The organism is Mycolicibacterium elephantis DSM 44368 (genome assembly GCF_004014805.1).
Lineage (GTDB): Bacteria > Actinomycetota > Actinomycetes > Mycobacteriales > Mycobacteriaceae > Mycobacterium > Mycobacterium elephantis.
This window is the reverse complement of record NZ_ATDN01000019.1, coordinates 44,764-63,362: the sequence shown is the minus strand read 5'-3', so window position 1 is coordinate 63,362 and position 18,599 is coordinate 44,764. Positions and strand designations below refer to the sequence as shown.

Annotated in this window: 18 protein-coding genes; 9 read left to right on the top strand and 9 right to left on the bottom strand. The window is 69.4% G+C overall.

Annotated features, from left to right (window positions below; translation table 11 throughout):
* The first annotated feature begins 10 nt into the window (after positions 1 to 10).
* Positions 11 to 1,390: an FAD-dependent oxidoreductase gene (locus tag MELE44368_RS14585; protein ID WP_128109144.1), complete on the top strand. Its 1,380-nt coding sequence runs from the start codon at positions 11 to 13 to the stop codon at positions 1,388 to 1,390.
* Positions 1,387 to 2,325 (top strand): DUF808 domain-containing protein, encoded by a 939-nt coding sequence (locus MELE44368_RS14580; RefSeq protein ID WP_128109143.1) that lies wholly within the window; start codon positions 1,387 to 1,389, stop codon positions 2,323 to 2,325. Before MELE44368_RS14585 ends, MELE44368_RS14580 begins: the two co-directional genes overlap by 4 nt.
* A gap of 11 nt (positions 2,326 to 2,336) precedes the next feature.
* Here MELE44368_RS14580 and manA read toward each other — a convergent pair whose 3' ends face one another.
* From manA to MELE44368_RS14560, 4 genes are all read right to left on the bottom strand, one after another.
* Positions 2,337 to 3,563, bottom strand: coding sequence for a mannose-6-phosphate isomerase, class I (manA, locus tag MELE44368_RS14575; protein ID WP_128109142.1), 1,227 nt, complete (start codon positions 3,561 to 3,563; stop codon positions 2,337 to 2,339).
* Positions 3,564 to 3,567: 4 nt separating this feature from the next.
* The gene (locus tag MELE44368_RS14570; protein WP_128109141.1) at positions 3,568 to 4,641 is read right to left on the bottom strand and encodes a TobH protein; all 1,074 of its coding nucleotides are present in this window, start codon (positions 4,639 to 4,641) and stop codon (positions 3,568 to 3,570) included.
* Positions 4,638 to 6,059 carry a phosphomannomutase/phosphoglucomutase gene (locus tag MELE44368_RS14565; protein WP_128109140.1) on the bottom strand — a complete coding sequence of 474 codons (1,422 nt, stop codon included), beginning with the start codon at positions 6,057 to 6,059 and terminating at the stop codon, positions 4,638 to 4,640. Before MELE44368_RS14565 ends, MELE44368_RS14570 begins: the two co-directional genes overlap by 4 nt.
* 112 nt (positions 6,060 to 6,171) lie before the next feature.
* A complete protein-coding gene (locus MELE44368_RS14560) occupies positions 6,172 to 6,591 on the bottom strand; it encodes a DUF3499 domain-containing protein (protein ID WP_128109139.1) in 420 nt (139 codons plus the stop codon).
* Between the two features lie 131 nt (positions 6,592 to 6,722).
* Here MELE44368_RS14560 and MELE44368_RS14555 point away from each other — a divergent pair, with 131 nt between their 5' ends.
* Complete coding sequence (locus MELE44368_RS14555; protein ID WP_128109192.1) at positions 6,723 to 7,145, top strand: metallopeptidase family protein; 423 nt, start codon at positions 6,723 to 6,725, stop codon at positions 7,143 to 7,145.
* Between the two features lie 9 nt (positions 7,146 to 7,154).
* Here the strand turns inward: MELE44368_RS14555 and MELE44368_RS14550 are convergent, their stop codons facing one another.
* A complete protein-coding gene (locus tag MELE44368_RS14550) occupies positions 7,155 to 7,550 on the bottom strand; it encodes a WhiB family transcriptional regulator (protein WP_128109138.1) in 396 nt (131 codons plus the stop codon).
* A gap of 295 nt (positions 7,551 to 7,845) precedes the next feature.
* Here MELE44368_RS14550 and cofD point away from each other — a divergent pair, with 295 nt between their 5' ends.
* From cofD to MELE44368_RS14535, 3 genes are read left to right on the top strand one after another with little or no spacing between them, the layout of a single operon-like run.
* Entirely contained in the window at positions 7,846 to 8,826 is a 981-nt protein-coding gene (gene cofD, locus MELE44368_RS14545; RefSeq protein ID WP_128109137.1) for a 2-phospho-L-lactate transferase, read from the top strand.
* Entirely contained in the window at positions 8,823 to 10,172 is a 1,350-nt protein-coding gene (locus tag MELE44368_RS14540; protein ID WP_128109136.1) for a coenzyme F420-0:L-glutamate ligase, read from the top strand. Before cofD ends, MELE44368_RS14540 begins: the two co-directional genes overlap by 4 nt.
* Complete coding sequence (locus MELE44368_RS14535; RefSeq protein WP_128109135.1) at positions 10,169 to 10,720, top strand: NUDIX domain-containing protein; 552 nt, start codon at positions 10,169 to 10,171, stop codon at positions 10,718 to 10,720. The genes MELE44368_RS14540 and MELE44368_RS14535 overlap by 4 nt, the downstream gene beginning before the upstream one ends.
* Before the next feature lie 19 nt (positions 10,721 to 10,739).
* Here MELE44368_RS14535 and manB read toward each other — a convergent pair whose 3' ends face one another.
* The 3 genes from manB to rfbD are packed head-to-tail and all read right to left on the bottom strand — an operon-like array spanning position 10,740 to position 13,597.
* Positions 10,740 to 11,816 carry a mannose-1-phosphate guanylyltransferase ManB gene (manB, locus tag MELE44368_RS14530; protein ID WP_206613769.1) on the bottom strand — a complete coding sequence of 359 codons (1,077 nt, stop codon included), beginning with the start codon at positions 11,814 to 11,816 and terminating at the stop codon, positions 10,740 to 10,742.
* Between the two features lies 1 nt (position 11,817).
* Positions 11,818 to 12,711: a glycosyltransferase family 2 protein gene (locus MELE44368_RS14525; RefSeq protein WP_128109134.1), complete on the bottom strand. Its 894-nt coding sequence runs from the start codon at positions 12,709 to 12,711 to the stop codon at positions 11,818 to 11,820.
* Positions 12,712 to 12,721: 10 nt separating this feature from the next.
* The gene (rfbD, locus tag MELE44368_RS14520; RefSeq protein WP_264030628.1) at positions 12,722 to 13,597 is read right to left on the bottom strand and encodes a dTDP-4-dehydrorhamnose reductase; all 876 of its coding nucleotides are present in this window, start codon (positions 13,595 to 13,597) and stop codon (positions 12,722 to 12,724) included.
* Positions 13,598 to 13,664: 67 nt separating this feature from the next.
* Between rfbD and MELE44368_RS14515 the strand changes: the two genes are divergently transcribed.
* Genes MELE44368_RS14515 through MELE44368_RS14505 form a run of 3 tightly spaced genes read left to right on the top strand, consistent with a single transcriptional unit; the run spans position 13,665 to position 17,347 of the window.
* Positions 13,665 to 15,140, top strand: a complete 1,476-nt coding sequence (locus MELE44368_RS14515; protein WP_128109132.1) for an LCP family protein — start codon at positions 13,665 to 13,667, stop codon at positions 15,138 to 15,140.
* A gap of 2 nt (positions 15,141 to 15,142) precedes the next feature.
* On the top strand, positions 15,143 to 15,850 hold the full coding sequence (locus MELE44368_RS14510; protein WP_128109190.1) for a TIGR03089 family protein: 708 nt from the start codon (positions 15,143 to 15,145) through the stop codon (positions 15,848 to 15,850).
* A 60-nt stretch (positions 15,851 to 15,910) separates the two neighbouring features.
* Positions 15,911 to 17,347, top strand: a complete 1,437-nt coding sequence (locus MELE44368_RS14505) for a multicopper oxidase family protein (RefSeq protein ID WP_128109131.1) — start codon at positions 15,911 to 15,913, stop codon at positions 17,345 to 17,347.
* 75 nt (positions 17,348 to 17,422) lie between these two features.
* On the opposite strand, the gene MELE44368_RS14500 is transcribed toward MELE44368_RS14505, so the two are convergent.
* The gene (locus MELE44368_RS14500; RefSeq protein ID WP_128109130.1) at positions 17,423 to 18,586 is read right to left on the bottom strand and encodes an acyl-CoA dehydrogenase; all 1,164 of its coding nucleotides are present in this window, start codon (positions 18,584 to 18,586) and stop codon (positions 17,423 to 17,425) included.
* Positions 18,587 to 18,599: the final 13 nt, after the last annotated feature.

Sequence of the window (18,599 nt, the reverse complement as noted above, 5' to 3'; positions counted from 1 at the left end):
CCTTTCGCCAATGGGCGAGACTGCCGAACACGCAGTGGTCATCGGGGCCAGCATCGGCGGCCTGTGTGCCGCGCGGGTGCTTTCGGACTTCTATGCCCGGGTGACGCTGTGCGAGCGCGACGAGCTGCCCGACGGCCCGGTCAACCGGGCGGCCGTTCCGCAGGGCAGGCACGTGCACATGCTGATGGCCCGTGGCGCCCAGGAGTTCGAGACGCACTTTCCCGGGCTGCTCGAGGACATGGTCGCCGACGGTGTGCCGATCCTGGAAAACCGGCCCGACTGCATCCACTTCGGCGCCGCGGGCCACGTGCTCGGCACCGCGCATCGGCTGCAGAGCGAGTTCACCGCGTACGTGCCCAGCCGGCCGCACCTGGAATGGCAGCTCCGCAAGCGGGTGCTGGCGCTCGACAACGTCGACATCATCGAGGCCGCGGTCACCGAGCCCCGATTCGAGACCACCCGCGAGCGGGTCACCGGAGTGCAGCTGGAATCCGGCGCCGTGCTGCCCGCCGACCTGGTGGTCGACGCGACGGGCCGGGGTACCCGGCTGCCGGCGTGGCTGCAGAAGTGGGGGTACCAGCGTCCCCGCGAGGACGTCGTGTTCGTCGGCATCGCCTACACCAGCCAGCGGGTGCGCGTACCCGACGGCCTGCTCAGCGAGAAGGTCGTGGTGGCAGGAGCGTCACACGCGCAGCCCCTGGGCATCGGCATGCTGTTCTACGAGGACGGCGTCTGGAACATCACCACGTTCGGTGTCGGAAAGGCGCAGCCCCCGCAGACCTACGCGCAGATGTGTGCGCTGGCCGGGGAGATCCTGCCCCCGCATGTGGCGTCCGCGCTGCGTCAGGGCACCCCGCTCGACGAAGTGGCCCACCACAAGTACCCGGCCAGTCGGTGGCGCCGCTACGACAAGCTCGACCGCCTGCCCCGCGGCATCCTGCCGTTCGGCGACGCCGTCGTGAGCTTCAACCCGACCTTCGGTCAGGGCATGTCGATGACGTCGCTTCAGGCCGGTCATCTGCGGCGGGCGCTGGAGACGCCGGGCGCCGACGTGGCCCGGGAATGCATCCGCGCCACGGCCAAGACGACGTTTCCGGTGTGGACGATGAACGCCATCGGCGATCTGACCATGCACCGGGCCAAAGGCCCGACACCGTGGTGGTACAAGCCGGTGGGCGCGTTGTTCGACCAGTTCCTCGGCGCAGCGGAGACGGATCCCGTTCTGGCCGAATGGTTTCTGCGTCGGTTCAGCCTGCTCGACAGCCTCTACATGGTGCCGCCGCCCCGCCTCGTCGGCCGGACGATCAAACACAACATGCGGCTGTGGCTGGCCGAGCGCCGTGCGGCCAGAAGCCCGGTAGCCTTCGAGACGATGAGGGAACCAGGATGAGCGCCGGCCTGTTCGGACTGCTCGACGACGTCGCGGTGCTGGCCCGGATGGCGGCCGCGTCGGTCGACGACGTCGGCGCCGCTGCGGGGCGCGCGACGGCCAAGGCCGCCGGCGTGGTGGTCGACGACACAGCGGTGACACCGCAGTACGTGCACGGCATCGCCGCCGAGCGCGAGTTGCCGATGATCAAACGGATCGCGCTCGGCTCGCTGCGCAACAAGCTGTTGTTCATCCTGCCGGCGGCGCTGGTGCTCAGCGAGTTCCTGCCGTGGCTGCTGACGCCGCTGCTGATGATCGGCGCGACCTTCCTCTGCTATGAGGGTGCCGAGAAGGTCTGGGGCAAGATGCTGGGCCACCAGTCCCATGCCGCGCCGACGTCGGCGGTCGGCCCGGACGCCGAGAAGCAGTTGACCGCGGGCGCGATCCGCACTGACCTCATCCTGTCGGCCGAGATCATGGTGATCGCGCTGAACGAGGTTGCCGGCGAACGGTTCTGGTCGCGGCTGATCATCCTGGTGGTGGTCGCCTTCGTCATCACCGCGGCGGTGTACGGCGTCGTCGCGGCGATCGTGAAGATGGACGACATCGGGCTGAACCTGGCCCAGCGGTCGTCGGCGTTCGCGCAGAAAGTCGGCCGGGGCCTGGTGATCGGGATGCCCAGACTGCTCACCGCGCTGTCGGTGATCGGCACTGTGGCGATGTTGTGGGTGGGCGGGCACATCCTTCTGGTCGGCAGCGACGAGGTCGGTTGGCACGCCCCGAACGGGCTGGTGCACCACGCCGAGGAATTCGTCCATCACGCGGTCCAAGGCGTCGGGGCGGTGTTGGGCTGGCTGGTCAACACCGGGGTGTCGGCGGTGATCGGCCTCGTCGTCGGCACCGTGGTGGTCGGGATCATGCACGTGCTGCCGTTCGGCCGCAAAGACGCGCACTGATCGCTATCGCGTCAGATTCCCACCGTCGACCGGAACAGCTTCGTCGGCTCCGAGGCGACCAACCGGATCGGCCCGTCGTCGGCCGACACCCACGCCGCCGAACCGCGCTGTAGCGTCACCTTGCTCGACTTGGCGTGCACCACCGTCTCGCCCTGGGTGCACAGCAGGATCTGCGGGCCGTCATGGCGGGTCGGCGCGTCGATCTCGTGACCGAGTTGGTCCCCGTCGATGCTCAGCACCGAGACGGCGAACTCCGGTGCAGGCGTGTCGTACACCAATTCCGTTCCGTCCGCCGCGATTTCGGGTCGAATGACCATGTCGGCCGCCGGAGTGAAGTCGAGCACCCGCAACAGCTCGGGCACGTCGACGTGCTTGGGGGTGAGCCCGCCGCGCAGCACGTTGTCGGAGTTGGCCATCACCTCGACACCCACACCCTCCAGATAGGCGTGCAGGTTGCCCGCGGGCAGATAGATGGCCTCGCCGGGCGCCAGGCTGATCCGGTTCAACAACAGCGAGGCCAGCACTCCCGCATCGGCGGGATACCGCTCGCCGAGCTCGAGCACGGTCTTGGCCTCGGCGGCGAACTTGCGCTTACCAGAACGCACGTAGTTGATCGCGCCCTCGAGCACCGCGGGCACCAGGACGTCGATGTCGGGCTGCGGCGCGGTGATCCAGGTGGTGAACAACGCGCGCAGCCCGTCGGCATCGGACTGCGCGTCGAGCAGGTTGATGAACGGGTCCAGGTCGCTGACGCCCAGCGCCCGCATCAACTCGACGGTGCGCTCGCCCGGGCGGAACCCGGCCAGGGCTTCGAATTGCCCCAAGGCGACGAGGATCTCGGGTTTGTGGCTGGGGTCGCGGTAGTTGCGGTTGGGGGCCGAGATGGGTATGCCCGCCCGCTCCTCGCGGTTGAACCCCTCGACCGCCTGCTCGGCGCTCGGATGCGCCTGCAGCGACAGCGGCTCGTCGGCGGCGAGCACCTTGACCAGGAACGGCAGGGCGTTGCCGAACCGGCTGCACACCGCGGCGCCCAGTTGCCCCTCCGGGTCTTCGCGCAGCATATCCAGCATCGACTGCTCCCCGTCGTCGGTCTGCAGCCACGCCGGATCGCCCGGGTGCGCGCCGAACCACAACTCCGCTTCGGGATGCATTGTGGGGCTTGGTCTTCCGGTGAATTCGGCAATCGCGGTCCGCGAACCCCACGCATAGGTCCGCACCGCGCCACGTAGCAAGTGCACTTGCTTAACCTCGAACCAGTTTCAGATAGACGGCCGTCATCTCCAGCCGCACGGCCAGCATCGCGAGTTGCCGTTCAGGGCGTCCGTCATCACGTGTCGGGGCGCTCTCGCCGGCCGGTACATCCTCGGCGTTGAGCACATCGACGTCGTCGAGCCCGCTCACCCGCGCGAGGACCACCGGCCGCTCGGCGTCGGTGGTCAGCACGAACGTGCGCACCTGATCGGGCAGCGGACCGTCGATCTGCTCGTCGTGGAACAACCGGTCGGCCCCCGGCGGCGCGCCGAGCCCCGAGCGCAAGGCCGTGAGCGCGTCCGCGAGCCCGACCGCGGCGACCACCCGGTGCGCGACGCGCAGCATGCTCGAGGCGCCGTGCCGCGCCAGCGCCAGCGTGGCCGGGTTGTCGCCGGCCAGCACCACCTCGCGGCCCGACATGCGTTCGGCCAGCGTCTTGGCGGGGTTGGTGAACGGTTCGTGGACGGCGCTGTTGCGGAACGCCTCGGCGTCCAGTTCGTCCGCCAACGCGTCCAGGTTCACCCGCATACCGGGCTGGACGACGTCGAGGATCGCGAGCCCGGCCGCCAGATACCGCGTCAGGCTGAATTCGTCGGGCACCCACACCCGCGGTGCCAGCGCGACCGCGCGTCCTGCGGCCACGTCACGGAGCGGGCCTTCGTAGGGTGCGACCACAATCACCCGCGCACCACGGTGCAGCGCGGTGGCGGCCGCCGACACCAGCACCGGGTCGCCGGGATCGTCGCCCGCGACGACCAGCACATCCAAGGCGCCGATCCACGGCGGCGCCTCCGCGGCGACGACGATCGGCGTTCCCACCGAGGCGCCGACCGCGGCGGCCAGCAGCGACCCGGCCGTGTGGGCGTTGCCTCGATCGGCCAGCCAGATCAGCGTCCGGGGCGGGTGGTCCGTGCGGAGCGCGTCGAGTTCGCCCTCGGCCAGTGCGGCGGCGGTGGCGCGCACCTGCGCGCCGGCCATCGACGCCCCGCGCAGCAAACCGTCGCGGTCGGCGGCCAGCAGCCCGTCCGCGTCGTCGAGGTCGACGGTCGCGCGCGTCGCGTTCACGGCACGGCCCCCGAGCCTTCGGACATGTGCGCATCGACCGTTCCGGAGACCTGTCCGACGATGGTGTCGATCTCCTCGGGTGTGCGGGCCTCGACGTTGAGCCTCAGCAACGGCTCGGTGTTGGACATGCGCAGGTTGAACCAGTTGCCGTCGCCCAGGTCGACGGTCACCCCGTCGAGGTGGTCGATCGATTGGATGCGCGGCCCGAACGCCTTGAGCACCTCGTCCACACACGCCTCGGCGTCGGTGACCGTGAAGTTGATCTCGCCGGAGGCCTCATAGCGCTGATAGTCGGACATCAGGTCCGACAGCGGCCGATGCTGTTCGCCGAGCGCCGCCAACACGTGCAGCGCGGCCAGCATGCCGGAGTCGGCGCCCCAGAAGTCGCGGAAGTAGTAGTGCGCGGAGTGCTCGCCGCCGAAGATGGCGCCGGTGTCGGCCATCAGCGCCTTGATGTAGGAGTGCCCGACGCGCGAGCGCACCGGCGTGCCGCCACGCTCGGTGACCAGCTCGGGCACCGCCCGCGAGGTGATCAGGTTGTGGATCACCGTCGCACCGATCTCCCGGCCCAGCTCGCGCGCGGCGACCAGCGCGGTCACCGCCGACGGCGAGACCGGTTGGCCCAGTTCGTCGACGACGAAACACCGGTCGGCGTCGCCGTCGAAGGCCAGCCCGATGTCGGCGCCGGTCTTGACCACGTGCGCCTGCAGGTCTCGCAGGTTGGCCGGATCCAGCGGGTTGGCCTCGTGGTTGGGGAAGGTGCCGTCGAGCTCGAAGTACAACGGCTCCACCGTGATCGCCGACATCGGCCCGAGCACCGCGGGCGTGGTGTGCCCCGCCATCCCGTTACCGGCGTCCACCGCGACCCGCAACGGGCGCAGGTCGCTGAGGTTCACCAGCGAGCGCAGGAACTCGCCGTACTCGTCGAGCACGTCGCGGTCGGAGCTCGTCCCTCGCGCGCCGTCGTAGCCGGGCACCCCCGCGATGACCTCATCGCTGATGATCGACAACCCGGTGTCCCTGCCGACGGGTTTGGCCCCGGCCCGGCACAGCTTGATCCCGTTGTAGGCGGCCGGGTTGTGGCTGGCGGTGAACATGGCCCCTGGGCAATCCAGCAGGCCGGAGGCGAAATAGAGCTGATCGGTGGACGCCAGCCCGATGCGCACGACATCGAGGCCCTGCGCCATCACCCCGTCGGCGAACGCGGCGGCCAGCGAAGGCGAGCTCTCCCGCATGTCGTGGCCGATCACGATTTGGGACGCACCGTCACGGACCAGCCGCGCGAACGCGCCGCCCACGTCGGCGACGAAGTCGTCGTCGAGTTCCTCGCCGACCAGGCCGCGCACGTCGTAAGCCTTGATGACGCGCTGAACCGCCGCGGCGGGCCGAGACTGCGAGCGCTTGCCCGAAGAGCGCATCAAGTACGAACTCCTTGTGACGTGGACTACTGGCGCCAGCCTAGCCGTCGGGCGGCGCCCGCACGGCCGCTACTCCGCGGCTGGCTCGACTCTGGCGGTGGCCGATCCCTGACTAGTCGCTGGGGTCGGGCAGCACCCGCAGGTGACCCCGGCGGCGTCCGGTGGATCCCGGTCGCTTCGGCGGCGGGGCGACCAGCGTGCCTCCGGGCGCGCCAGGGGCCGGGTCGATGAAGCTGGCCGCGACGCCGTTGACGGGCGGTGCGACGTCTCGTCCCTCCCGCACCGCCTCGGCCAGCGCGACCAGATCGTCTTCGTCCGGGTGCGACGGCAGCGGCCCGGCGTGGCGAACCAGCTCCCAGCCACGCGGCGCGGTGATGCGCCCGGCGTGCACGACGCACAGGTCCCACGAGTGGGGCTCGGGTGCGGTCGCCAGCGGGCCTACCACGGCCGTCGAGTCCGAGTAGACGAAGGTCAGCGTCGCGACCGCATAGTGAGGGCACCCGGGCCGGCAGCAGCGACGGGGAACGTTCACGCACGGAAGGCTATCGCGGACGCACCCGGCGGGGTGCTGGACACGCGCAGTTCCCGGACGGCCGATCCCCAACCGTTACGATCGTGTCCGTGGCCGAACGGGCATATCGGCGTTCACGCCGCGGCCGAGAGATGCGCGGGCCGCTGCTTCCTCCCACCGTTCCCGGCTGGCGCAGTCGCGCCGAGCGATTCGACATGGCGGTGCTGGAGGCCTACGAACCGATCGAGCGGCGCTGGAATGACCGGCTGTCCGCCCTCGACGTGGCCGTCGACGAGATACCGCGGATCTCACTGAAGGATCCCGACACCATGCAGTGGCCGCCCGAAGTGGTCGCCGACGGGCCGATCGCGCTGGCCCGGCTGATCCCGGCGGGTGTCGATGTGCGGGGCAATACGACCCGGGCGCGAATTGTGCTGTTTCGCAAGCCGATCGAGCGACGCGCCAAAGACACCGTCGAACTCGGTGATTTACTCCATGAGATCCTGGTGGCTCAGGTGGCCACCTATTTGGGGGTCGAACCTTCTGTCATCGACCCGACGATCGACGACGGATAACGCGCGCGGTCAGATGATCCCGCGCTTGAGGCGGCGGCGCTCGCGCTCCGACAAGCCGCCCCAGATGCCGAAGCGTTCGTCGTTGGCCAGCGCGTACTCGAGGCATGCGTCCTTGACCTCGCAGCCCTGGCAGATCCGCTTGGCCTCCCGGGTCGAGCCGCCCTTCTCCGGGAAGAACGCCTCGGGATCGGTTTGAGCGCACAGGGCGCGCTCCTGCCAAAGGTCGTCCTCAGGAGTCAACGGCGGCACAACATCAACTGGATCGGGCACCAGGCTCAACTGAGGACGCGACGGCGTCTCAATCGGTGCCGGTCCGGTAGTGGTGTGCGGCGCGCTGCCTACTGAGCCGAACAGCCGGCCGTCGAACGGAACCACTCGATCGAAATCGCCTTGCTCAAAAGACATCTTCCCGCCTCCTCACCTGGTCTCGAAAATCCCCTGAAAGAACCCCCGCTGTTGAGATGTTGGCCATCCCATTCGAACATGTGATCGAATCTCGGTCTGCGACACCGGAACCGGCAGGCCAACCGCGAAATGACACTGGTGTGATTACACACGCGTTAGATGCTGCGGTCAAGCGTTAGAACAGAAATTCATACCATTCCGTGACCGAATATCGGCGAGTCGTCGATCGGCGTGTCTGTCACACCGGTGCGCCTGCGCGCGCCCGGCCGACCGCGACGGCCTACGCTCGGTCGATGTGAAGGTCACGGTTCTGGTCGGCGGCGTCGGCGGAGCGCGGTTCCTGTTGGGTGTACAGCATCTTCTCGGGCTTGGCCAATTCGGCGACAACACCGCCGACGAGTTGACCGCGATCGTCAACGTCGGAGACGACGCCTGGATGTTCGGCGTGCGCATCTGCCCGGACCTCGACACCTGCATGTACACCCTGGGCGGCGGTATCGACCCCGACCGGGGCTGGGGCCACCGCGACGAAACCTGGAATGCCAAGGAGGAACTCGCGGCCTACGGCGTGCAGCCGGACTGGTTCGGGCTGGGCGACCGCGACCTGGCCACCCATCTGGTGCGCAGCCAGATGCTGCGGGCGGGCTACCCGCTGTCGCAGGTCACCGAGGCGCTGTGCCGGCGGTGGTCACCGGGTGCCCGGCTACTGCCGGTCACCGACGACCGCAGCGAAACCCACGTCGTCATCACCGATCCCAGCGACGGCGAGAAGCGCGCGATCCACTTCCAGGAGTGGTGGGTGCGCTACCGCGCGAAGGTGCAGACCCACAGCTTCGCGTTCGTCGGCGCCGACCAAGCGACCGCGGGGCCCGGAGTCACCGAAGCGATCGAGACGGCCGACGTCGTGCTGCTGGCACCGTCGAACCCGGTGGTCAGCATCGGCGCGATCCTCGCCGTGCCGGGGGTCCGCGCCGCGTTGCGCGCGACGCCGGCGCGGGTCATCGGCTACTCCCCCGTTATCGGCGGAAAACCGTTGCGCGGCATGGCCGATGAATGCCTGTCGGTGATCGGGGTGCAGAGTACCTCCGAAGCGATCGGCCAGTATTTCGGTGCACGTTCGAAGGTCGGCATACTCGACGGCTGGCTGGTGCACGAGGGAGATCACGCCGAGATCGACGGCGTCGAGGTGCGCGCGGTGCCCCTGCTGATGAAGGATCCTGCGGCGACGGCCGAAATGGTGCGTGCCGGCTTGGATCTGGCGGGCGTGAAACCGTGACCGAGCACGGCTCCGCGGCCGCCGTCGAGCTCCTACCCGTGCCCGGGCTGCCGCAGTTCCGGGCGGGCGACGACCTGGCCGCGGCGATCGCCGCCGCGGCGCCGTGGTTGCGCGACAACGACATCCTCGTGGTCACCAGCAAGGTGGTGTCCAAGTGTGAGGGCCGTGTCGTCGCCGCACCGTCTGACCCGGACGAACGAGATGCGTTGCGGCGCAAGCTCGTCGATGCGGAAGCTGTTCGGGTACTGGCCCGCAAGGGCCGCACCATGATCACCGAGAACGCGCTGGGGCTGATCCAGGCGGCGGCGGGGGTGGACGGCTCCAACGTCGCAGCGACGGAGTTGGCGCTGCTGCCGGTCGACCCCGACGGCAGCGCGGCCGCGTTGCGCGACGGGCTGCGCGACCGGCTCGGCGTCACCGTCGGGGTCGTGATCACCGACACCATGGGCCGCGCGTGGCGCAAGGGTCAGATCGACGCCGCGATCGGCGCCGCGGGGCTCACCGTGCTGCACGGCTATGCCGGTGCGCGCGACCGGCACGGCAACGAGTTGATCGTCACCGAGATCGCCGTCGCCGACGAGATCGCCGCCGCAGCCGATCTGGTGAAGGGCAAGCTCACCGACATCCCGGTCGCGGTGGTGCGCGGCCTGTCGCTGCGCGACGACGGATCCACCGCGCGGATCCTGCTGCGCCCGGGGGAGGACGACCTGTTCTGGCTGGGCACGGAGGAGGCGATCGCTCTCGGCCGCAGCCAGGCCCAGCTGCTGCGCAGGTCGGTACGCCGGTTCGGCGACGAACCCGTGGCCGGCGACCTCATCGAGGCCGCCGTCGCCGAGGCGCTCACCGCCCCCGCGCCCCACCACACGCGTCCCGTGCGGTTCGTCTGGTTGCAGGACCGTGCCCGCCGCGTGGCGCTTCTGGACCGGATGAAAGACAAGTGGCGCGCCGACCTCCGCGGCGACGGCCGCTCCGCCGACGCCGTCGAGCGCCGCGTCGCCCGCGGCCAGATTCTCTATGACGCACCCGATGTCGTGATCCCGTTCATGGTTCCCGACGGCGCGCACAGCTATCCCGATGCCGAACGCACCGCGGCCGAACAAACCATGTTCACCGTCGCCGCCGGCGCCGCGGTACAGGCACTGCTGGTGGCGTTGGCGGTGCGCGGCGTCGGCAGCTGCTGGATCGGCTCGACGATCTTCGCGCCCGACCTGGTGCGCGACGCGCTCAAGTTGCCCGGCGACTGGGAACCGTTGGGCGCCATCGCCATCGGCTATCCCGAAGAAGGCTCGGCGCCGTCCGGGCCCCGCGATCCCGTCCCCACCGACGGACTGTTGGTGCGCAAATGAGCCTGCACGCCTCGGCCGTGGAGACGCTGCGCGGTTGGCGGGCCCCCGACCCCGGGCAGGACACGCTGCGCCACGCGGTGCTGGCGTTTCTGGCCGCCCGGCCCGACGGCTGCCTGCGCGAGTGCGTGCCGGGGCACGTCACCGGTTCGGCGCTGGTTCTCGATCACACCGGAAGCAAGGCGCTGCTGACGCTGCACCCGCGGGTCGGGCGCTGGCTGCAGCTGGGCGGGCATTGCGAGCCGACCGACGACACCATCGTCGCCGCCGCGCTGCGCGAGGCCGCCGAGGAGTCCGGAATCGACGGGCTGCGAATCGATCCCGTGCTGGCCGCGCTGCATGTGCACCCCGTCACCTGCTCGCTGGGCGTGCCGACGCGCCACCTCGACATGCAGTTCATCGTGCACGCACCGGAGGGTGCCGAAATCGCCTGCAGCGACGAGTCGTTGGCCCTGCGCTGGTGGCCACTGGACGCCCTGCCCGACGACTGCGACTTCGGGCTCACCCAATTGGTGATTTCGGCGCGCAAACGAGCGCTCAGCGAGCGTTAGCGCACCGAAATCGCATGTTTTAGACATCGGTCGAGTAGCGGATGCCGCCGTCGGGAATCGTGACCCCCGGCCAGACCCGCGCACCGCGCAACAGCTCGCAGCGTGCACCGATGTCGGCGCCGTCGCCGATCACCCCGTCGCGGATCAGCGCGCGCGGCCCGATGCGGGCGCCGAACCCGATGATCGAGCGTTCGATCACCGCACCGGCGCCGACCTTCGCGCCGTCGAAGATCACCGCCCCGTCCAGCCGTGCGCCGCCGGCGATCTCCGCGCCGCGCCCGACGACCGTGCCGCCGATCAGCAGGGCGCCGGGCGCCACGCTCGCGCCGTCGTGCACGAGTTCCTCGCCGCGGTGCCCGCCGAGCGCGGGCGACGGCGCGATACCGCGCACCAGGTCGGCCGACCCGCGCACGAAGTCCTCGGGGGTGCCCATGTCGCGCCAGTAGGTGTTGTCGACGTAGCCGCAGATCCGCAGCCCGTCGGCCAGCAGCCCGGGAAACACCTCGCGCTCCACCGAAAGCGCCCGCCCCTTGGGGATGCGCTCGATCACCTCGCGGTTGAACACATAGCAGCCGGCGTTGATCTGGTCGGTCGGCGGATCCTGCGTCTTCTCCAGGAACGCGGTGACCCGCCCGTCGGCGTCGGTCGGCACGCACCCGAACGCGCGGGGATCGCCCACCCGCACCAGGTGCAGGGTGACGTCGGCGTTGTTCTCCTCGTGGCTGTTCAGCAGCGCACGCAGATCGGCGCCGGACAGCACGTCGCCGTTGAACACCAGGGCGGTGTCGTGGCGCAGCCTTGGCGCCACGTTGGCGATGCCGCCGCCGGTGCCCATCGGCTGCTCCTCCACGACGTACTCGATCTGCAGACCCAGCTTGGAGCCATCGCCGAACTCCGACTCGAAGACCGCGGCCTTGTAGGAGGTGCCGAGCACCACGTGCTCGATGCCGGCTTGGGCGATGCGGGACAATAGGTGTGTCAGAAAGGGCAGGCCCGCCGTGGGCAACATCGGCTTGGGCGCCGAAAGCGTCAACGGCCGCAGCCGCGTACCGAGCCCGCCGACCAGGACGACGGCGTCCACCTCTGCCGGATTCACGCTAAGGCCGTCCTTTCCGCCGGTTGCGTGCAGAGTTGCGTACCACCAACCCGCCTCGCGCCGCGAGCGCCCCCCGGATGGTCCATCGCAGCGGCCCCTGCCACCACCTCGAATACCGATCCGCGAGGAAAGTGTATGTGCTGGTGTGGTGGGCAGCCAAGTTGCGGGCCGGATCCCGACCGGCCGCGTGGCCCTTATCGTGCAAAATCTCCGCGGAGGGCACGTATACGTTCTGCCAGCCGGCCTTTCCGAGGCGATCACCCAGGTCGACGTCCTCCATGTACATGAAATAGCGCTCGTCGAAACCGGAGATCTCGTCGAAAGCGGCCCTTCTCAGCAACAGGCACGATCCCGACAGCCAGCCGACCGGACGTTCGCTGGGCTCTTGTCGCTCCTGCCGGTAGGCGGCCGTCCACGGATTGGACCGCCACACCGGGCCGACGACCGCGTGCATGCCGCCGCGCACCAGGCTGGGCAGGTGCCGCGCCGACGGATACACCGACCCGTCGGGGTCGCGGATCAGCGGGCCCAGCGCACCGGCGCGCGGCCACCGCGCGGCGGCCTCCAGCAGGATGTCGATGCTGCGTGGACCCCACTGCACGTCGGGGTTGGCGACCACGAAGAAGTCCGAATAGGACGCCGCCGCACCCTCTTTCAGGTACTCGTCGACGGCACGGTTCACCGCGGTGCCGTAGCCCAGGTTCGCCCCGGTGGGCAGCAACCGCACGTTGGGGTAGCGCTCGAGCGCCTCCTCCGGGGCGCCGTCGGTGGAGCCGTTGTCGGCCATGATGACCGTGACCGGCCGGTCGGTGGCATGCGACAGCGACGCCAGAAACCGGTCGAGATGGGGTCCCGGCGAATACGTCACCGTGACGACCACCAGTTCGTCACTCACGGTCTAGAGGTTATCCGGCCGCCACACCGTGCGCGTCGAGCGCCGAGGTCAGCGCGTCCCGCCAGGGCCGCAGCGGGGTGAGCCCGGCCTCGGCGGACCGCCGCCCGGACAGCGCCGAGTACGGCGGGCGGGGCGCCGGGCGCGGGTGCCGCTCCGAGCTGACGGGACGCACCCGCGCCGGATCGGCGCCGACGGCCTCGAACACCGCCTGCGCCTGTTCGAAGCGGCTGGCCTCGCCCTCGTTGGCGGCGTGCAGCACGGGCGCGGCGATGTCGCCGTCGGCCACCTCCAACAACGCGGTGGCCAGGTCCGCGACATACGTGGGGGAACCGATCTGGTCGGCCACCACCTCGACCGGCTGATCGCCTGCGGCCAGTCGCCGCATGACGGCCACGAAATCGCCTCCGTCGCCGCCCTCGTACACCCACGCGGTGCGGACCACGTGGGCACCGGGCAGGGCCTCGAGCACCGCCGACTCCCCCGCCAGCTTGGTGCGCCCGTACACGCTCAGCGGACCGGTCTCGTCGTCGATCTCATAGGGCCGCCGCTGTGTGCCGGAGAACACATAGTCGGTGGAGATGTGGATGAGCCGCGCGCCCGCCGCGGCGCAGGCGCGTGCGAGGTTGCCCGGGCCTACGGCGTTGACGGCATGGGCGCGCTCCGGTTCGGCCTCGGCGGCGTCGACCTTGGTGTAGGCGGCGCAGCTGATCACCACGTCGCCGGGTTCGATGACGCGCGTCACGGCGGCCGGATCGGTGATGTCGCACCGCGCCGACGTCAGCGCCAGCACCTCGCGTCCCTCCCGGCGGGCCTGAGCTGCCAAGACGCGGCCGACCATGCCGCCGGCCCCGGGTATGACGATTCGGTCCCAGTTGCGCTCAGCCACGGTCTCGAGTCTGGCACGCCGATGCGCGCTACCGCCGATGCGGCGGTCTCGCCAGTAACCTGGGCTGATGCCCGCGCGCACGCTTCGTGTCATCGCCGTGTCAGCGGCATTGTTGGTCGTGATCGGTACCGGCGCCGCCTGGGGCAAGATCCGCGCGTTCGAAGCCGGAATCAACCAGATCTCCTCGGTCGCGCTCGGCGAGGGCGGCGAGGACGGTGCGATCGACATCCTGTTGGTCGGCATGGACAGCCGCACCGACGCCCACGGCAACCCGTTGTCGCAGGAAGAACTGGCCATGCTGCGCGCAGGCGACGACGAAGCCACCAACACCGACACCATCATCCTGGTGCGGGTGCCCAACAACGGGAAGTCCGCGACGGCGATCTCGATCCCCCGCGACTCCTACGTGGCGGCGCCCGGCGTGGGCAAGATGAAGATCAACGGCGTGTACGGGTCGGTGCACCTGGAGAAGATGAAAGACCTCGTCGAAGTCAAGGGCATGGACCCGGCGGAAGCCGAGCCGCTGGCCGCCGAGGCCGGACGTGAGGCGCTGATCAAGACCGTCGCCAACCTCACCGGTGTCACCGTCGACCACTACGCCGAGATCGGACTGCTCGGCTTCTCGTTGATCACCGACGCCTTGGGCGGTGTCGATGTGTGCCTGAAAGAAGCTGTGTACGAACCCCTCTCGGGGGCAGACTTTCCCGCGGGCTGGCAGAAGCTCAACGGCCCACAGGCGCTGAGCTTCGTCCGCCAGCGCCACGATCTGCCGCGTGGCGACCTGGACCGGGTCACCCGCCAGCAGGCGGTGATGGCTTCCCTTGCCCACGAGGTGATCTCGGGCAAGACGCTGTCCAGCCCGGCGACACTGAACCGGTTGGAGGATGCCGTACAACGCTCGGTGGTGCTGTCCGACGGTTGGGACGTAATGGAATTCGCCGAACAGCTGCAGAACCTCGCGGCCGGCAACGTCGCCTTCGCCACCATCCCCTGGCTGCAGGAGAACGGCTGGAGCGACGACGGCATGCAGAGCGTGGTGCGGGTGGATCCGGCCGCGGTCAAGGAGTGGGTGGCCGGCCTGCTGACCGATCAGGACGAAGGTAAGACCGAGGAGCTGGCGTACACGCCGGACAAGACCACCGTCGACGTCATCAACGCCACCGACGTCAACGGCCTGGCCGCGGCGGTCTCCCAGGTGCTGGCCAACAAGGGCTTCACCCGGGGCCTCACCGGAAACCACGAAGGCGCCCCGCCGGGCGGCAGCCAGGTGCAGGCCGCACGCACCGACGACCTTGGCGCCCAAGCGGTTTCCCGCGACCTCGGCGAGCTGCCGCTCGTCGAGGACCCTTCGGTCGCGCCGGGCACCGTACGGGTGGTGCTTGCCGACGACTACACCGGGCCCGGCTCCGGCCTGGACGGCACCGATCCGACGCTGAGCACCTACGACACCCTTGCCGTCGGATCGGCGGGCTCGACCGACGCCACCCCGCCACCACCCACGATCATCACCGCGGGCTCCGATGACCCGCAGTGCGTCAACTAGCCGTGCCGACGGTCAGTTCGGCGATCCTCGATCCCCTGATGGCGGCCGATCCGGCGGGCCCGCGCATCACCTACTACGACGACGCGACCGGTGAGCGCATCGAATTATCAACGGCCACACTGGCGAACTGGGCTGCCAAGACCGGCAACCTGCTGCGCGACGAGCTGGGGGCCGGACCGGCCAGCCGGATCGCGGTGTTGTTGCCCGCGCACTGGCAGACCGCTGCGGTGCTGTTCGGGATCTGGTGGATCGGTGCGGAGGTGGTGCTCGGGCCGGGTGATGCCGACGTCGCGCTGTGTACCACCGACCGGCTGTCCGACGCGGACGCCGCTGTCGGTGTCGGCGAAGTGGCGGTGTTGTCGCTGGACCCGTTCGGCAAGCCGGCCGACGACGTTCCCGTCGGGGTGACCGACTACGCGACCGCGGTGCGGGTGCACGGCGACCAGATCGTGCCCGAGGCCGCCCCCGGGCCGGCGCTGAACGGTCGATCGGTCGCCGACCTGCTCGCCGACGCGCGAGCGTCGGCGGAGACGCAGGGGTTGACCGCGCGGGACCGGGTGCTGTCCAGCGCGGACTGGGACACCGCCGAGGCGCTCATCGACCACCTGCTGGCGCCGTTCGTGGTGGGCGCGTCGCTGGTGCAGGTGGCCAACCCGGATCCCGCCGCGCTGGACCGGCGCAGGCAGACGGAGAAGGTGACCAGGGGCTGACGGGCCCGGAAATTTGCGGTTTTGCAAGCGGTCGTCGGGTACCGGTGCCACGCTGGAGCGGTGATCGACAGGCGCAGGTTTCTCGTGCTGTCCGCGGGTGTGGCCGCCGGCGTCGTAGGTGCGTGCTCGTCGCGGGCCGCCGAGCCGGCGTCGGCCGAACAGGCGGCGACCACCCCGGGCTTCGACATCGGCTTGACGCCCGCGGAGACCGACATCGACCTCGGCGGGGTCACGGTACGCACCTGGGCGTACGGCGATCGGCTGCCGGGGCCGGAGATCCGCATGCGCAGGGGTGAGAGGCTGCGCGCGCAGTTGACCAACAGGCTGCCCGCGCCCACCACCATCCACTGGCACGGCCTGGCGATTCCCAACCCCATGGACGGCGTCCCGGTGCTGACGCAACCCGCGGTGCCGCCCGGCCAGGACTTCACCTATGAGTTCGTCGTGCCCGATGCGGGGAGCTACTGGTATCACTCCCACGAAGGCACGCAGCTCGACCGTGGCCTCTACGGTCCGCTGATCATCGAGGATCCCGCCGACGGCGCCGACTATGACGACGAACTCGTTGTGGTCCTTGATGATTGGGTGGACGGCACCGGACGCACGCCGGACCAGGTGCTGGCACAGCTGCGGGCCTCGGGCATGCCGGCCATGCCGGACCTGCCCGATGCGGGGATCACGCCGTCGACCCCGCTCGGCGACGACGGCGGCGACGTCACCTACCCGTACTACCTCATCAACGGGCGGGTGACCACGGATCCGCAGGTGGTCGATTACCGTGCCGGACAACGGATCCGGCTCCGTATCATCAACGCGGGCTCCGACACGGCGTTTCAGGTCGGGGTGCCGAACCACCGCATGCACGTCATCGCCACCGACGGTTTTCCGGTACTACCCGTGAACGCGGATTCGGTGATCCTCGGGATGGGTGAGCGCGTCGACGCGATCATCGCCCTGCAAGCGTCGGCGCCGGTGCTCGCGGCCGCCTACCGCAAGGACGGCTACGCCCAGCTCAACATGCGCGTCGACAACAAATCCGCAACGGGCAACGCGGGCGACTATGTCGCGACGCTGCGGACGCAGGCCCCGCTGGACACCGCGACGCTGGCCGCCCCACCCGAGCTGAACCTGCCCGGCGCCGCCCCCGACCAGATTATCGACATGCGCCTGGCGGGGCCGGTGAACGGCTACAACTGGACGATCAACGGCAAGCAGTACGACCCGCCCAACGACGGCTATCCGGTGAAGCCCAACCAGCGCGTGCGTATCCGCTACGTCAACGAGTCGAAGATGTTTCACCCCATGCACCTGCACGGGCACACATTTCAGGTGATCGGATCGTCGGCTCCGCTGGCCAGGAAGGACACCGTGCTGGTGGCGCCGCTGCGGACCGTCGAGATCGACTTCGACACCGACAACCCCGGGCGCTGGATCACCCACTGCCACAACACGTATCACCTCGAGGCCGGCATGGCCACCTTTGTCGAGTACACCTGATTTCCCTCGGCGAGCAGACGTGAAAACCCCCTGTTTCCCGCAGTTTAGGGGGTTTTGCCGTCTGCTCGCGGGGGGTTATTTCAGCAGGGCGCGCGACATCACCACACGTTGAATCTGGTTGGTGCCCTCGTAGATCTGGGTGATCTTGGCGTCGCGCATGAACCGTTCCACGGGGAAGTCGGTGGTGTAGCCGTAGCCGCCGAACAACTGGACCGCGTTGGTGGTGACCTCCATCGCCACGTCGGAGGCAAAGCACTTCGACGCCGAGGAGATGAACCCGAGGTCGGGTTCGTTACGTTCGGCGCGCGCCGCCGCGGTGTAGACCATCAGCCGGGCGGCTTCGACCTTCATCGCCATGTCGGCCAGCATGAACTGCACCGCCTGGAAGTCGGCGATCCGCTTGCCGAACTGCTTGCGCTCCTTGACATATCCGATCGAGGCGTCCAGCGCTCCCTGGGCGATGCCGACGGCCTGCGCCCCGATGGTCGGGCGGGTGTGATCCAGCGTGGCCAACGCGGTCTTGAAACCGGTGCCCTCCTCGCCGATGATGCGGTCGGCCGGAATGCGGCAGTCCTCGAAATACAGTTCGGTGGTGGGCGATCCCTTGATGCCCATCTTCTTTTCCTTGGCGCCGACGGTGAATCCCGGGTCGTCCTTGTGCACGATGAACGCCGAGATGCCGTTGGCGCCCTTGTCCGGATCGGTCACCGCCATCACCGTGTACCACGTCGACTGGCCCCCGTTGGAGATCCAGCACTTGGCGCCGTTGAGCACCCACTCGTCGCCGTCACGGCGCGCGCGGGTGCGCATCGACGCCGCATCACTGCCGGCCTCCCGCTCGGACAGCGCATACGACGCCACGGCCTCACCGGAGGCGATCGACGGCAGCACCTGCTTCTTGAGTTCCTCGCTGCCGCGTAACAACAAGCCCATCGTGCCCAGCTTGTTGCAGATCGGGATCAGCGACGACGACGCGCACACCCGCGCCACCTCTTCGATGACGATGCACGCGGCCACCGAGTCACCGCCCTGCCCGCCGTACTCCTCGGGGATGTGGATCGCCGCCATTCCCGCACCGGTCAGCGCCGCCAGCGCCTCATCGGTGTAGCGCGCCTTCTCGTCGACGTCCGCGGCGTGCGGCGCGATCTCCTTCTCACACAGGTCACGAAGCACCGACCGCAGCTCGCTGTGCTCGTCGGACAGCTTGAAAGCGTCGAAAGACGGATTGCCGATCGCCATCGAGAACTCCTTG

Coding starts and splice junctions, on each gene's coding strand:
- MELE44368_RS14580 (WP_128109143.1), top strand. CDS start 1,387: ATGAGCGCCGGCCTGTTCGGACTGCTCGACGACGTCGCGGTGCTGGCC.
- MELE44368_RS14515 (WP_128109132.1), top strand. CDS start 13,665: ATGCCCGCGCGCACGCTTCGTGTCATCGCCGTGTCAGCGGCATTGTTG.
- MELE44368_RS14535 (WP_128109135.1), top strand. CDS start 10,169: ATGAGCCTGCACGCCTCGGCCGTGGAGACGCTGCGCGGTTGGCGGGCC.
- MELE44368_RS14585 (WP_128109144.1), top strand. CDS start 11: ATGGGCGAGACTGCCGAACACGCAGTGGTCATCGGGGCCAGCATCGGC.
- MELE44368_RS14555 (WP_128109192.1), top strand. CDS start 6,723: ATGCGCGGGCCGCTGCTTCCTCCCACCGTTCCCGGCTGGCGCAGTCGC.
- MELE44368_RS14565 (WP_128109140.1), bottom strand. CDS start 6,059: ATGCGCTCTTCGGGCAAGCGCTCGCAGTCTCGGCCCGCCGCGGCGGTT.
- MELE44368_RS14500 (WP_128109130.1), bottom strand. CDS start 18,586: ATGGCGATCGGCAATCCGTCTTTCGACGCTTTCAAGCTGTCCGACGAG.
- MELE44368_RS14550 (WP_128109138.1), bottom strand. CDS start 7,550: ATGTCTTTTGAGCAAGGCGATTTCGATCGAGTGGTTCCGTTCGACGGC.